Annotated in this window: 9 protein-coding genes; 2 read left to right on the forward strand and 7 right to left on the reverse strand. The window is 71.5% G+C overall.

What is annotated here, in order from left to right; translation table 11 throughout:
• Positions 1 to 117 precede the first annotated feature (117 nt).
• The 3 genes from ACFWX1_RS17300 to ACFWX1_RS17310 form a co-directional block, all read right to left on the reverse strand.
• A complete protein-coding gene (locus ACFWX1_RS17300) occupies positions 118 to 708 on the reverse strand; it encodes a hypothetical protein (RefSeq protein ID WP_378388343.1) in 591 nt (196 codons plus the stop codon).
• Between the two features lie 114 nt (positions 709 to 822).
• Positions 823 to 1,521: a TIGR00645 family protein gene (locus tag ACFWX1_RS17305; protein ID WP_378388345.1), complete on the reverse strand. Its 699-nt coding sequence runs from the start codon at positions 1,519 to 1,521 to the stop codon at positions 823 to 825.
• Entirely contained in the window at positions 1,518 to 2,525 is a 1,008-nt protein-coding gene (locus ACFWX1_RS17310; protein ID WP_378388347.1) for a DUF4436 family protein, read from the reverse strand. The genes ACFWX1_RS17305 and ACFWX1_RS17310 overlap by 4 nt, the downstream gene beginning before the upstream one ends.
• A gap of 702 nt (positions 2,526 to 3,227) precedes the next feature.
• On the opposite strand from ACFWX1_RS17310, the gene ACFWX1_RS17315 reads away from it, so the two are divergent.
• Positions 3,228 to 6,260, forward strand: coding sequence for a BTAD domain-containing putative transcriptional regulator (locus ACFWX1_RS17315; protein WP_378388349.1), 3,033 nt, complete (start codon positions 3,228 to 3,230; stop codon positions 6,258 to 6,260).
• On the opposite strand, the gene ACFWX1_RS17320 is transcribed toward ACFWX1_RS17315, so the two are convergent.
• The 4 genes from ACFWX1_RS17320 to ACFWX1_RS17335 form a co-directional block, all read right to left on the reverse strand.
• A complete protein-coding gene (locus tag ACFWX1_RS17320) occupies positions 6,221 to 6,634 on the reverse strand; it encodes a DUF4234 domain-containing protein (RefSeq protein WP_378388351.1) in 414 nt (137 codons plus the stop codon). The two genes, ACFWX1_RS17315 and ACFWX1_RS17320, sit on opposite strands and share 40 nt — an antisense overlap.
• Positions 6,635 to 6,651: 17 nt before the next feature.
• The gene (locus tag ACFWX1_RS17325; protein WP_378388353.1) at positions 6,652 to 7,188 is read right to left on the reverse strand and encodes a hypothetical protein; all 537 of its coding nucleotides are present in this window, start codon (positions 7,186 to 7,188) and stop codon (positions 6,652 to 6,654) included.
• A gap of 293 nt (positions 7,189 to 7,481) precedes the next feature.
• Positions 7,482 to 10,310, reverse strand: coding sequence for an ATP-binding protein (locus tag ACFWX1_RS17330; RefSeq protein WP_378388355.1), 2,829 nt, complete (start codon positions 10,308 to 10,310; stop codon positions 7,482 to 7,484).
• Complete coding sequence (locus ACFWX1_RS17335) at positions 10,307 to 13,093, reverse strand: AAA family ATPase (protein WP_378388357.1); 2,787 nt, start codon at positions 13,091 to 13,093, stop codon at positions 10,307 to 10,309. Before ACFWX1_RS17335 ends, ACFWX1_RS17330 begins: the two co-directional genes overlap by 4 nt.
• Before the next feature lie 203 nt (positions 13,094 to 13,296).
• Here ACFWX1_RS17335 and ACFWX1_RS17340 point away from each other — a divergent pair.
• Positions 13,297 to 14,846, forward strand: a 1,550-nt coding sequence (locus ACFWX1_RS17340) for an NB-ARC domain-containing protein (RefSeq protein ID WP_378388359.1), incomplete at its 3' end; no start/stop codon positions are given.

Here is a 14,846-nt window from a genome sequence, read left to right on the forward strand (position 1 = left end):
GGCGTGTGATGTTGTTTTTTTTTACATCCAATATATTGATCACACCCTCTTTTGTTTCATCTCCCCCCCCCGGGGGCCCGCGGCGCCCCCGGGGGGGGCGCCCCCCCCATGTCCGGGTCAGCTGGTGGTGAACTTCTTGCAGGCCGGGGCCTTCGCTGCGGCTTCTTCGACGCTCTTGTCGGTTTTGGTGTCGAAGTCGAAGTTGACCTTGCCGACCTCGGTGTCGGCGTCCTCGCCGATCTTGATGAACGCCGCGCCGTCCGCCGGATCCGCCTTCCCGACCCGGTCCTTGAGGGCGTCGAACACCTGCTTCAGCTGGCCGAAGGACGTGGTGAGCTTGCGGGAAGCCTCGTCGAGACTCGGGACGGGTGCCTTGCCCAGTGCCCGGAACCTGTCCGTCATGCCGCCCAGCGCCGTGGACAGCTGATCGAGGTGCTTGCCGAGTTCGGCCTTCATCTGGGCGGGCGGGGTGGACTCGTCGAACTGCGGTGCCTTCTTGGCGACGTCCGTCATCCCGCCGGCCGCGGTGCAGAACTGGTCCAGCCATTTCACGGTGTCGGCGCCGGGGTTCGGCGCGGCCGCCGGTGTCGCGGTCGGTGCGCTCGATCGGTCCGCGGCCTTCGGCGTCTCCGGCTTGGAACCGCACGCGCCGAGCCCGAACGCGCACGTGATCGCGAGCAGCGCAGCGCCGATGGTCTTACTCTTCATGGAAAATCCCTTTCACAACAACATTTCACTGACGCGCCGCGGGCGCGCGCGGAAGCACCGTTCCGATGCCGGACGACTATTCCGCCCGCCGGATACCGTTTGGTCAACGTCCGGTCAACGCGCGGAATCCCGGCCGTTGACGGTGGCAGGGACGACGTCGTCCCGTTCGGACGGCAACGCCACCAGGTCCGCGTAACCGGCTTCCCGGTGGGTTCGCGACAGCTTCTCGGTCCCGCTCATGATCCTGTCCACAACGGACAGTCCGATCGCGGAGAGGATGAAGATGGAGTGCAGGATCGCCTGCCACATCACCGCGGTCACGTCGATCTCCCCGGTGGCGGCCACCTTGTCGGGTTTGATGAACGTCCGCAGCAGGTGGATCGAGGAGATGCCGATGATGGCCGTGGCCAGTTTGGCCTTGAGCACGTTGGCGTTGACGTGCGAGAGCCACTCGGGTTCGTCCGGGTGACCCCGCAGGCGGATCCTGGACACGAACGTCTCGTACCCGCCCACGATGACCATGATGAGCAGATTGGAGATCATCACGATGTCCACGAGCTGCAGGACGGTCAGCATGACGTCCGACTCGGTGAACGGGCCGCCGTCGGCGCCATGGCCGCTGAAGCCGTGCCGGGCGAGATCCCAGGTCTCCAGGAGGAACCGCCAGACGTAGACGGCCTGGGCCACGATCAACCCGACGTACAGCGGGAACTGGAGCCACCGGCTGAGGAAAAGCGCGTAGCCGAGCCGATTCGGGCGTCGCCGGCCGGAGTACGCCTCGTCGTGATGCACGCTCGCCGCCTTTTCGCTCATCGGGGGAAGTGCTGGCCGGGCCAGCCGGACTGGTGTCCCTGCTGGACAACGGGACCGACCGGCGCCAGTGGAGCCGTCATCGCCATCGGCGGGGGTCCCTGGGCCGGTGGCTCCGGTTGCTGCTCGGCCGCTTCCTTCTTCGCGTTGGCGCGTTCGACGATGTACCCGAACACCACCGTGGTGATCAGCGAGATCGAGATCAGTGCCTCGGCCATGAAGAACGCGCCGAAGTCGGCGATCGCCCCGATGGGCGGGGAGCCGGGCAGCGCGTTGCGCAGCGGCACGAGCGCGAACAGCAGCGCGCCCATGAAGCTGAGCGACGGCCAGAGCAGCCCGCGCCTGCCGCCCGCCGCGAACCAGGCGGCGATCACCGCGGCCAGGCTCAGGCCCCACATGAAGACCATGATGAACACCGCGAAGGCCATCGTCCCGGTGGAACGCCCCGCCTGGGCGGTGAAGGTCAGCGCACTGCCGTCGGTCTTCAGGTCGGCGGGCTTGATCTTGAAGAACGAGTCGGCGTTGGTGAACGTCACGCTCACCGGGACGGCCTGGTTCCCGGCCACGGCCGCGAACAGGAAGTCGAACTTGTACCGGTCGAACGGGTAGTCGGTGACCACGCCGTCGTGCAGGGCGATCTTGAGGTCGGACACGCCGGGGCTCTTTCCCGGCTTGAGTGACAGGGTTTCTCCTTTGAGACCGTTGGTGTAGACCGTGATTTCTTGCTGTGGTGCGCCGGTTTCGCCGTCGGCCAGCCGCCCTTGCGGGTGCAGCTCGACCTGGACGGACAGCTCCTGAGCCGTCGCGTCGACCTTCTGGGCGAAGACGGCGATGTCCACCCGGTCGGCCGCGTTCATTTCCCCCATGACGATCTGGCTCTGGCCATTGCCGCGTTCGACCGCGTACACCCACAGGCTGACGCCGGTGAGCAGCAGGACGACCGCCGCGACGATGACCGCTCTGATCCACCCCGCCAAGCCGCGCTTGGCAGTCCCCTTCGAATTCATTTCATCCTTCTCTGGTCCAGCGTGCGCCTGGCAGGCTAGGAAGGCGCCGCCAACGCGTGCTCAACAACCGGTAAACGTCCTCGCGGCGGGATCGCCGGTTCACACGCTGCGAGACACCTCGAAGGTGGTGAAGGACCCCTTCGCAGCGCTGGAGTCCACAAAGGACAAGGTGCCGTGCGCGAGCCTGCTGATCCGTCAACACGACGTTGGCACTTTGTTGCCCGGCTTCCGGGACACTCGGGGGAGGAACCGTTCTTCCTTTCCCGGGGACCCTAATGCGGTTTTCTCGGTAGGGGCGTGGCTTCGCTGGGGTGCCGGCGGGGCGGAAGCGGGGTGGTGCCGGTGTCTCGAAAGCTCCGTTGGGGACGGTGAACGTCGTGAACGACGCGTTCGGGACAGGGGGCGAAAGCCCGCGGAGGCGTGGCCTGGGCCGATCGCGGCCGACCGCTACCGAGAAAACCTCAATGCGGAAAACCCTGTCCGTGCTGATCGCCGGATGTGTCGTGGTGAGTTCGTTCCTGGCGCCCAGGACAGCCGCCGAACACCCGGTCGAGTGTCACGCGAAAATCGTGCGCCGGATCGTCCGCGATGGCCCGGCGCGTGATGCCGAAAAGCGGCCCTACCGCTCGCTCGCGGCTATACTCCGCGAAGCGCGGCGGGTGGTTCCCCCGCCCGATGTGCGGTGCGGGGAGGAGGGGGCCGGTGGATCAGCCGGCTGGCGACGTGCGGTTCACGGTGCTCGGGCCGGTCCAGGCGTGGCGGGGTGAGGACGAATTACCGCTGGGGACGCCCCAGCAGCGGGCGGTCCTCGCGATGCTGGCGCTCAGACCTGCCCAGGCCGTGTCGGTGGACCAGCTGGTGGCCGGGCTGTGGGGAGAGGATCCGCCGCCACGGGCGCTCGGCGCGCTCCGGACGTATGTTTCCCGGCTGCGGGCGGTGTTCGGGGGCGAGGATCTCCTGGTTTCGGCCGGCAGCTGCTATGCCCTGCGCTGCGGCGCCGAAGACGTCGACGCGGGGGTGTTCGAGCGGCTGGTCGCCGAGGCGGGACAGGCCAAGGCGGCCGGTGACCTCGGTGAAGCGGGGCGGTTGCTGGCCGCCGCGTTGCGGCAGTGGCGGGGCGAGCCGCTGGCGGGCGTCCCCGGCCCCTACGGCGAGGCACAGCGGGCCCGGCTGGCCGAGCGGCGGCTCACCACTCTGGAGACCCGCATCGAGGTCGAACTGGCCAGGGGCGAACACGCGGGCGTGGTCGCGGAGCTGACCGCGCTGGCCTCCGAACATCCCCTGCGCGAGCGGCTGCGGGAGCTGCTGATGCTCGCGCTGTACCGGGGCGGGCGCCAGGCCGAGGCGCTCGGGGTGTTCACCGACACCCGGCGCACGCTCACCGAGGAGCTCGGCATCGAACCCGGCGAGCGGCTTTGCGCGCTGCACCAGGGAATCCTCGCCGCGGATCCGGCGCTCGCCGCCCCGGCACCGGCGGCCGGGCCCAGGACGGGGCCCGCCGTGCCGAAACCCGCCCAGCTCCCCGCCGACGTCGCCGATTTCACCGGTCGCGCCACCCGGGTCGGTGAACTCGCCGCCTCGCTGCGCGCCGAAAAGGGACGGGCCGTGCCGGTCACGGCCATCAGCGGGATCGGCGGGATCGGGAAGACCACCCTCGCCGTCCACATCGCACACTCGGTCCGGGGTGACTACCCCGACGGACAGCTCTACGTGGACCTCGAGGGAACGAGTGCGCGTCCCCGCGATCCGGCCGCTGTGCTGGCGGGTTTCCTGCGGGCGCTCGGGGTCGCCGACTCCGCCGTGCCCGAGGAGGCGTCCGAGCGGGCGGCGCTGTTCCGGTCCTGCCTTGCCGGGCGGCGGGTGCTGCTGGTGCTGGACAACGCGCGCGACGCCGAGCAGGTCGGTCCGCTGCTGCCCGGTGATGGCGGCAGCGCGGTCCTGATCACCAGCAGGGCGACGATGGCCGGGATTCCCGCCGTTTTCGTCCCGCTCGAAGCACTGGAGCGGGCCGATGCGGCGGCGCTGTTCGCCGCGATCGTGGGGCAGCGGCGGGCCGACGACGAACCGGACGCCGTTCTCGATGTGCTCACCGCGTGCGGGTTCCTCCCGCTCGCGGTGCGGATCGCCGCGTCCCGGCTGGCCTGCCGTCCTGATTGGACGATCGCCTCGTTCGCCCGGCGCCTGCGTGACGAGTACCGCAGGCTGGACCAGCTCCGGGTGGGTGATCTGGCGGTCGAAGCGACCTTCGAGCTCAGCTACCGCCAGCTCGGCGCCGAGCACGCCGAGGCGTTCCGGCTGCTGTCCGTGCCCGACGCGGCCTTCCTGCCGCTGGCCACCGCGGCGGCGGCGCTGGACCTGGGCGAGCAGCGGACCGAAGACATCCTCGAGTCCCTTGTGGACACCGGGCTGCTCGACTCTCCCCGGCCCGGCCAGTACCACTACCACGATCTGCTCAGGCTGTACGCCCGGCGCAAGGCCGAGGAGATCGACCCGGCCGAGGAGCGCGGCGCGGTGGTGGGCCGGGTCCTCGACTTCACGCTGGCCACGACGCGCAACGTGTTCCGGCTGCTCGAACCCGGCGACAGCCAGCCCGGCTACGTGGCTCCGACCTACGCGGCCGGGCTGTCGTTCGCCGGCCACGACGAGGCCCGCGACTGGCTCGATGTCATGCGGGACAGCACGATGCGCATCGTCGGCCAGACCACGGAGGACCCGGCGGGCGAGCTTCGCCAGGCGGCCGACCTGATGCTGCTCCTCGCCCTGCTCATGGACCGGGTTTCGCCCAGCGGGGACGTGGGGCTGGCGGCCAGGGCCGTCGCCGCGGCCGCGCGGCGCCGGGGTGACCGCGGCAGTGAGATCCGTTCCCGGCACGCGCTCGCGGTGTTCCTCCACCACGCGTGGCGGATTCCGGAGGCGGAGGCCGAGCTCACCACCGGGCTGGAGCTGAGTACGGCGTCCGGCGACACCCAGTGCGTCGCCCAGTCCCTGCTCGGCCTCGGGATCTGCGCGGTGGAACGCCGCGGTTACGCGGACGCTCTCGCGCTGCTGGACAAGGCACGCCCGCTTTACCGCGCTCTCGGGGACAACGCCGCTGTCGCGTTCACCGTGGCCACCAGTGCCTGTGCGCATCTCGGCGTCGGTGACGGCGACCGCGCGCTGGCCGCGGCGGCCGAGGCACTCGCCGTCAGCAGGGACATCGGGGACAGCATCGCCACGCCGAACGCCCTGCACCAGATCGGGATCGTCCTCGGCGAACTGGGCAGGACCGAGGAGGCGGGCGGTCATCTCCGCGAAGCGATCGCGATGTACAAGAAAGCACGGCTGCGGACCCAGACCGCTCGGGTGCTGCTCTGCCTCGCCGAGGTGCACCGGAAGGCCGGTGAATTCGGCCAGGCGCTCGACGTCGCCGAAGAGGCGCTGACCATCGGCAGGCAGACGCACCACGACTATGTCGTCGCCGGTGCGCTGGCCGCCCTCGGCAGCGCCCTCGACGGGCTGCACCAGCCCGACCGCGCGCTGACCTGCCGGCAGCAGGCGCTCGGACTCCTCGAAAGCTGCGGCGCCCCCGCGCCCTTTATTGTCCGGCCCCGGTGTCGGGGGTGTTTATGGGCTATTTCCTCGCATCGCATGCGACGAAAGTCCCCTTCAGCACGTCTTACGAGACGAAAGTCCCCTTCAGCTCGTGGCGGCCGCGATCAGCGCGAGTCCGCGATCTTGTTCAGTTCGCCCTGGTAGTAGAGGACACCGGCGCCCCACAGCAGCATCAGGAACGTCCCGAGCACGGGGTTGCAGGACTCGGGCAGCCCGGCGTGCCGCTGGGTTTCGCGGATGCGTTCCCCGGTCCGGTAATACGAGACGAACGGCGCGACGAGGGTCCAGGACAGGAACAGCAGGACCAGCATCGGACCGGCGACCGGGGAGTCCGGCTTCCGGTGGAACGCGGCCATCTCACGGTGGATCTTGTAGTACCAGACGAAGTGGTAGATCCCGAGCGTGATCAGCGGCAGGCCGAGCCACACCCCGGCGGGGCTGCGCCGCTTGAATTCCGGGCCGCTGGTCTCGGCGTCCCGCGGTACCGGGGGAGTGCGGAGGGCTTCCGGGTGGGTCATGTCGTCAACCTTTCTGGTTACTTCTTGTTCGCTGAAGGGAGTTTCTTGCAGTTCGCGGCCTTGCCCTCGGCGTCGGCGAGATCGGCCGCGATAGTGACGCTCTGGTAACCGGAGCGGATCCGGTTGACCTCGTCCGTTTCCTTGTCGATCGTGGCGAGCGCGGCGTTCACGGCCGTGGGATCCTGCTCGTCCGCCGACCGGATCGCGTTCCGCGCGCGTTCGAGGCTGGGCTTCATTTTCGTGTACATGTCGACCAGCGGCGAGACGTATTTCTCGGAATCGGCGTGCGGTCCCTTCTTCAAGGCGTTCAGATCGCTCACCGCCTGGTCGATCGCCGTCACCCGGGCGTCCGATTCGGACACCGACTGCGCCTTGACCTTGGCGGGTTCGTCGTTCATCGGCTTGACGGCGGCGAAGACGTCGCCAAGCTTGACCGAAACTCCGCACACCTTGTCGATCCAGGCGATCGTCGCGGCGTCCGCAGTGGACGAACAGGCGGTGAGCGGCAGGGAGGCGGCCACGACGACTGCCGCGGCGATACCTCGATACCTCATGAATTTCTCCTGATGCGTTGCTGGATTTATTCGTCCTCTGTGGACAAACGGAACCGGGCGACGGGCGGGGACCGCACCGGGCCGCCGGGGCGGATTCACCGTAGAACCCGGTCCATTCCCGCACCAGGCAGAACAAGTGGCAGAACTACGCGGACGGCCGCCGCCGCGCGCTGGGGTGCCGGGCGGCGGCGGCCGTCACCGCGCGTTCGTGCGTTGGGAGCCGAAGGGGCGCACGAACAGCGCCCACGCTAACCCGGGCCCGGGGACCGGGCCAGGTGGAAGAACCGGCAGAACTACCGGGACCGCAGGGCGTCGGCGAGGCCGCGGCGCCCGTCGATGCCGAGTTTGCGATAGGCCGAGGTGAGATGCTGCTCCACCGTGCGCAGGGTCAGGAACAGCTCCTCGGCGATCTGCCGGTTGCCCGCGCCCGCCGCGGCCCGGTCCGCGATCCGGCGTTCCTGCGCGGTCAGGGCGGCCACCCCGATCCGGGGCGCGCTGGGCCGTCGGCCGGCGATCCGTTTCACCGCCTCGGCGGCGTTCTCGGCCAGCCGGTGGGCACCGCATTCGTGCGCGAGCCGGTGTGCCCTGGTGAGCACGGTCCTGGCGTCGGCGCGGTGGCTTTCCCGGTGATGGGCGAGTCCTAAGTGGAACTGCGAATAGGCGCGGGCCAGTTTCGCCGGGGAATCCGCCAGTACGGCAACGGATTCGGCGAGCAGGTCGGTGTCGCGGGTGATCCGGCCGAGTGCGCGCAGGGCCTGGCCGAGCGCCCGTGGCGCGCCCCAGCGGCGAGCCAGTTCGAGTTCCTCGGTGGCCAGTTCGACGGCGGTCGCGGTCCGCCCCAGCCGACGGTTGACCAGAGCCGCCCTGGACCGCCACGGGATCTCGGCCGGATTGTGGATGTCGTATCCGGCGAGGCTGCGGCCGCAGGCCAGCAGATCCGCCAGCGCGCCTTCGAGGTCCCCGCGCAGCGCACGCACCTGCGCACGGCCGTACAACAGCCAGTTCGCGAAGTAGCTCGGCTGCCAGGTCTCGGGTTCCCCGGCCGCGGTCAGCAGCCGTTCGGCCTCTGCCAGCTCACCTCGGGCCAGGTGGACCCGGATCAGATGGCCCTCCCAGCCGGACGCCGGCCAGCGGCCCCCGGACAGGCTGTCGCGGAGCTCGATCGCCGCGCGTGCCTCGTCGATCGCGTCGGACAGCCTGCCGGTGTGGAAGGCGACGACGCCGTGCAGCGCGTGCCCCAGTTCGGCGAAGATCGGCTGGCCTGCCAGCGCCGAATCGGCGATGAGCGCCTCGCTGAACTTCGCGGCGAGGTCGAACTCGTCGGCCCGGCACAGCCCGGCGGCGCAGAACGCGAAGGCCCCCAGCCGTTCGATGGCCGAGGCCGTGGGCAGTGCCCAGGCCCGCCGCAGATCCTCGACCACCCGCTCCCGGCCGGTTCCGGTGCCGGACCGGTGATGCGCGGTCAACGCCGAGGCCAGCAGCGCGGAGTCCGGGAAGGGCGCGGCCCGTTCGCGCAGGCGGGCGAGCCGTTCCTCGTGCGGGAACCCGGGGATGCCGACGCCCGCGCCGATCGCGTACGCCTCCAGATCGCAGACCAGCTGGGGTTCGCTGTCCCCGAGCGCCGCCGCCACCTGGTCGAGCACGTCACGCCCCATCGAGAAGTTCCCGCTCGCGCCGGTGGCGAGGGTGAGATCCTTGGCCACGGTCGCGGTGAACAGCCGGTCCGGCCAGGATTCGCGGGGCAACGCGACCACGGCGTCGAACGCGTCGGTGAGGTGGGCCACCGCGGAAGGCAGGTCGACCGACAGCGATGCGCGGCCCAGCTCGGCGGTCACCACCACCCTGGTCGTTTCGTCCCCGCTTTCGGCGAGCGCGCGGCGCAGGTACCGCACCGCGGGCTCGGCGACACCCCGGCTCAGCGCCAGCCGGGCCGCCCGGCGCAACGCGTCGGCCACCCACGGCTCGCCGATCGGATCGCAGGCGAGCAGGTGCGCGGCGACCCGTTCCGCGTCGCCGCGGCGGGTGTCGAGCACGCGGGCGGCCTGTGCGTGGGCGGCGCGGCGGCGTCCGGCCGGGATCTCCCCTTCGACCGCGCCGCGGACGATGGCGTGCGCGAACCGCAACGGCGCCCCTTCGCGCAGCAAACCCAGGCGCGACAACACGTCCGCGGCACGACCGGTGGTCTCCTCGGTGAGCCCGGCGACGGCGGCCACGACCGGCGGATACGCGCTCTCTCCGAGGATCGCCACCGCTTCGGCCACCGCGGCGCAGGCAGCGGAGGTAGCGGGATCGGCGCGCCGGATCCTGGTGAGCACCCAGCGCGGCACCCCGTGCGGGCTGAACTCGGCCAGCCGGGCGATCGCCTCCCCGGTGGGCGGTACGCCCTCCCCGGCCAGGGTGGCGAGCAGTTCGCCGAGCAGGAACGGGTTCCCTCCGGTGACCTCGCGGCACGCGGCCACGAACTCGCGTTCGGGTTCGGCGCCCAGCGTGGCGCGGGCGAACGCGGCGACGTCCTGTTCGGACAGACCGGACACCGCCACCGTCCGCAGCTGCCCGGTCAGCTGGTCGACCAGTGTTTCCTGACCGCCCCGCATCCCGGTGGTGCGCGCCGCGAGCAGCAGGAGCGGTACCGGATCCACGCGCCTGGCGAGGTACGCCAGCCAGCGCAGCGAAGCCTCGTCCGCCCACTGCACGTCATCGACGACGAGCACGATCGGGCCCTGTTCGGCCAGCCGTACCGCGAGCCAGTAGAGGGCGTGCGGAACGGCGAAATGCACGTCTCCGGCTTCGGCGGGCGGCCCCGGCTCCGGCCACACCGCGGCGACGGCCGGAGCCACCGCGCCGGTGAACAACGCGGCACGGTCCACATCGGACAATTCGGCGATGATCGGCTGGAAGAGCTGGCGCACCAGGCCGAACGCGTAGTCCTGCTCCAGCGGATGCGCCCGTGCCCACAACACCCGGTGTCCTTTTCGGACGGCGAGATCCGCCGCGCTGTCCAGCAGGGCGGACTTCCCGGCGCCGGAGATCCCCGACAGCACCAGGTGCTCCGGCTGCTCCGCGGTGAGGGCCTCCGCTATGGCGGTGAGCTGCGCGTCGCGGCCGAACAGCGGGGTGTTCACGATTCCCCTCCCGCGAGCGCGGCGGCGAGTTCTTCCCGGCGATCGATGCCGAGTATCTGGTAGACGCCGGTGAGATGGTGTTCCACGGTGCGCAGGGTCAGGTAGTGCTCCTCGGCGATCTGCCGGTTGGTCAGTCCGGCGGCGGCCAGTTCGGCGATCCGGCGCTGCCGCGCGGTGAGCGCCCCGGCACCGGTCCGCGCCGCGCGGGGACGCCGGCCGCCGGCGCGGGTGATGGCCTCACCCGCACGCTCGACGAGCGCGTCCGCGCCGCAGTCCCCGGCCAGCCGGTAGGCCTGGCGCAGCTCGGCTCGCGCGTCCTCGGAACGGCCGCGGGCGTGCAGGGCGAGTCCGAGGTGGAGGCGGCCGCGCGCCTGTTCGAGACGGGCGGGCGATTCCGTCAGTACCGCCACCGATTCGGCGAGGACGTCCAGATCGTCGTGGATGATCCCGGTCGCCAGCAGCGCGATGCCGATCGGGCGCGGGGCGCCCCACGCGCGGGCCAGCTCCAGTTCCGCGCCTGCCAGGCGCGTGGCCGCCGCGGAGTCCCCGAGCCGGTGGTGGATCATCGCGGCGCGGGACCGCCAGGCCGACAGCGCCGGACTTCCGATGCCCAGCGCTTCGAGGATCCGGCCGGCGCGCAGCTGGTCCTCGAGCGCCCCGTGCGGGTCACCGCGCAGCAGCCGGACCCGGCCCCGCACCCCGAACAGCGCGGCCGCCCCGGTGCTGTCGGGAATGTCGCCGTCGAGGAAGCCGAACCTGGCGAGCACCGCCTCCGCCTCGTCCGGCCTGCCCTGGTCCACATAGGACTCCGCGAATCCGGCGTAGACATCGGGGTGGTGGCCCTCGCCGTTGACCGATTCGGTGATCTCCTCGGCGATCCGCATCCGCTCGATCGTGTCGGTGACGTGGCCCTTCTGGTACGCGATGAAGCCGTACAGCCACTGCCCCCATTTCGCGATCGTCGGAATTCCCGTGGTGCGCGCGAGTTCGAGGATCCGGTCACCGCACGCCTCGGCGAGGTCGAGCCGATCGGCGTAGCAGCAGGCGGCCGAGGCCAGTCCGGTCGCCACCAGGGAGAACTGATCGTGCCCGGCTTCAAGCTCGAAGGTCCGCTCGGCCATGGCGACCGTCTTCGCGCACGAGCCACCCGTCCATGCCTCGTAGATCGCCAGTGCCGCGGCGGCCCAGCGGACGACCTCCGGGCTCGAGGCCGTCTCGAACAACCGGCGTGCCCTGGCGGCCATCGGTGGCGCGAAGGCGCCGAGCCCGATCATCATGCTGGTCGCCTCAAGCTCCATGATCAGCTCGTGCTCGCCGGGGTCGAGCCCGGCCATCGCGTGGGCCAGTACCTTCTCCGCGCGCGCGTACTCGCCGCACTGTGTGATCGCGACCGCGAGACTGCCCGCGATGCGGGCGGCGTGGCGTGGGTCCCGTGCCTTGTCGAACGCTTCGCGGAGATGGGCGACCGCGCTCGGCGCGTCCACCGCGAGCTCGGCCTGACCCAGTTGGGCCAGCAGGTCCGCACCGAGCTCGCCCGGCGCCGGTTCCTTCAGCGCGCGGCGCAGATAGGTGGCCGCGGCCTCCGGCCCGCTCCGCCGGACGGCCGCGTGCGCGGCCGCCCGGAGCGCGTCGACCGCCCACGGTTCCCCGGTCGGCTCCGACGCGAGCAGCTGCGCGGCGATCTGTTCGTCCGCCCGGCGCCGCTCGTGGAGCAGCCGGGCGGCCCGCCGATGGGCTTCCTGGCGTTCGCCCGGCGCGATCCCGGCGAGGACCGCGTTGCGGACGATCGAGTGGACGAACTCCAGCGGATGCGTGCCGGCCAGGAAGCGCAGCGCGGCCAGCGCGTCCGCCGCCGCGCCCGCGCGGTCCAGCGGGAGACCGGCCAGCGCCGCGGCGGTGGCGAGGTCGGTGCCGTCGCCCAGCACCGCGACCGCCTTGGCCAGCTCGGCGGCCGCCGAACCGGCCGGGATGCGGGTGGCCACCCATTCGCCAACGGTGTCCGGGACCAGGTCGGCCACCCGGTCCGCGGCCTCCTCGGTCGGGGCCAGGCCCTGGGCGGCCAGCGCGGTGGCCAGCTCGCCGAGCAGGAACGGATTGCCCGCGGTGGCGCGATGACAGGCGGCGCTGAAACCCGGATCGGGGGAGCGGCCGAACACGCCGGTCATCAGCTCCGCCGCTTCGCCGGTGGTCAGCCAGGGCACTTCGACACCGGCGAGGGTGTCGGCCAGTTCGGCCAGCAACCCGGGATCGGCGCCGGGCTCGGCGATGTTGCGGCAGGCCAGCAGCACCACGGGCAGCCCTTCGGCGCGCCGGGCCAGGTACAGCAGCCAGCGCAGCGTGGCGGTGTCCGCCCACTGGACGTCGTCGATCGCCAGTACCAGAGGTCGTCGCTCGGCGAGCCGCGCGGTGAGCCAGTACAGCGCGTGGACCACGGCGAAGGTGTCACCGACATCGTTGTCATATTCGGCGTTTCCGCCGATCACCTGCCCGGCGGGGGCGGCCATGCCGCTCAGCGCGGCGGCGCGTTCCTCTTCCGGCAGCGCCGCCAGCAGTGGTTCGAACAACTGCCGGGCGACGCCGAAGGTGAAATCCCCCTTCAGCGGATGCGCCCGGGCACTGGCCACCGGCAGGCCGTCGGCTCCGGCCAGCCTCCCGGCCGCCGCCAGCAGGGCGGTCTTGCCCGCCCCGGGCGGTCCCTCGAAGACCAGCGTCCCGGTCCCGGCCGCGAGCACCTCGCGCACCCGGGCCAGCTGGTCCTCGCGGCCGATCAGGGGCCGCGTCATCTCCAGAACCACCGTGGTACCTCCCCCGCACCAGGATCATCACCCACTGTCACCAAGCGGAGTGCCCGAAGGGCTGATCCGGGGTGCTCGTTAAGTATTGCGGTGCGGACCGTGAGGCAAAACGGGGGGTCGGGCCTAACACTGTGTGATGTCACGCCGCTGGGGGTTCGAGGCGCCGGGACGAGAGAGCAATGAGGGGCATCATGCAGCGGGGGAAAGAGACGGCGTTCGGCGAATTGCTGCTGCGGCACCGGCAGACGACCGGGCTCACGCAGGAGGAACTCGCCGAGGCGTCGGGACTGAGCGTGCGCGCGATCGGTGACATCGAACGCGGCAGGGCGCGAGGTCCGCAGCGGCGGTCGGTGGACGCGCTGGCCGGCGCGCTGCGGCTGGAGGAGCGGGCGCGGGCGGAATTCCTCGCCGCGGCCCGCCGTGGCCGTCGCCGCGTTCCGGCCGGGCCGTCCGAACCGGACCCGTCCGGGGAACTGATCGGCCGCGACACCGAACTCGCCGAGCTGCGCGCGTTCGCCGAACAGGTCGCGCAGGGAGCGGCGGAGGTACCGGTCGCCGCGATCTCCGGGCTGCCGGGCGTCGGCAAGACCGGCCTGCTCACCACCGCCGCGCACGCGCTGGCCGACCTGTTCCCGGACGGCCGGTTCTTCCTCGACCTGCGGGGCATGGACGAACCGCTGACCCCGGCGCGGGCACTGGACCGGCTGCTGCGCCTGCTGGGCGTGCCCGAGACCGAGATCCGCGGATCGCTCGCGGAACGGGGGTGGCTCTACCGGTCGCTGCTCGACGGCAAGCGGATGCTGATCGTGCTGGACGACGTGCCCGCCGCGGCCGCGGTCCGGACGCTGCTCCCCGGGACCGCCCGATGCCTCGTGCTGGTGGCGGGCCGGCGAGCGTTGACCGAGCTCACCGGCGGCTACCACCGGGTGCTGAACGTGCTGCGGCCCAGTGACGCGGTGGCCCTGCTGGCCCGGATCGCCGGTGCGCGGCGGGTGCACGCCGAGCCCGACGCGGCCGCGGAAGTCGCGCGGCTGTGCGGAAATCTGCCGCTGGCCCTGCGGCTGGCCGGGCACCGGCTGGCCGTGAGTCCACAGTGGACGGTGAAGGACCTGGCCGCGATGCTGGCCGACGAGCGGCGGCTGTCCCTGCTGTCCGCCGGTCATCTCCAGGTCCGGACGGCCTTCGCGGTGTCCTACCGCAGGCTCGGCGAACGGGCCCGGCTGGTCTTCCGGCACCTGTCGGTCATCCCCGGCGCGGACTTCACCCCGGCGCTGGCCGCGGTGGCCGCCGGGATCGAACCGGAAGACGCCACCCACGCGCTGACGATGCTGGCCGAGGCGAGCCTGGTGCGGCGCGACGGCGACCGGTACGAACTCCACGGGCTGCTCCGGGCGTTCGCCGTCGAACGGTTCCGGGAGGAGGAATCCCCGTCGGCGCGGCGGGCGGCCACCGACCGGGCGAACGCGTGGCTCGTGCACACCGCGACCCGCGCGGGCCTGCTGTTCGACGTGTGGCAACGAGCCGAGCCGTGCGGCGAACCCGCTACGGTTCCGCTGCGCACCTGCGCGGAAGCCGAGGCCTGGCTGGACGCCGAGGCGGGGAACTGGATCCCGGCGATCCGGTACGCGGCGCACGCCCGCTGGCACCACGACGTGATCGCGGTCGCCCGTGCGCTGCACTGGTTTTCCTACGTGCGGGTGCGGCCGCATCCCTGGCCCGAGTTGTTCGGCCTCGGGCTGTC

Origin of the sequence: Amycolatopsis sp. NPDC059021 (assembly GCF_042739895.1) — a bacterium.
In the GTDB taxonomy this organism is placed as follows: Bacteria; Actinomycetota; Actinomycetes; order Mycobacteriales; family Pseudonocardiaceae; genus Amycolatopsis.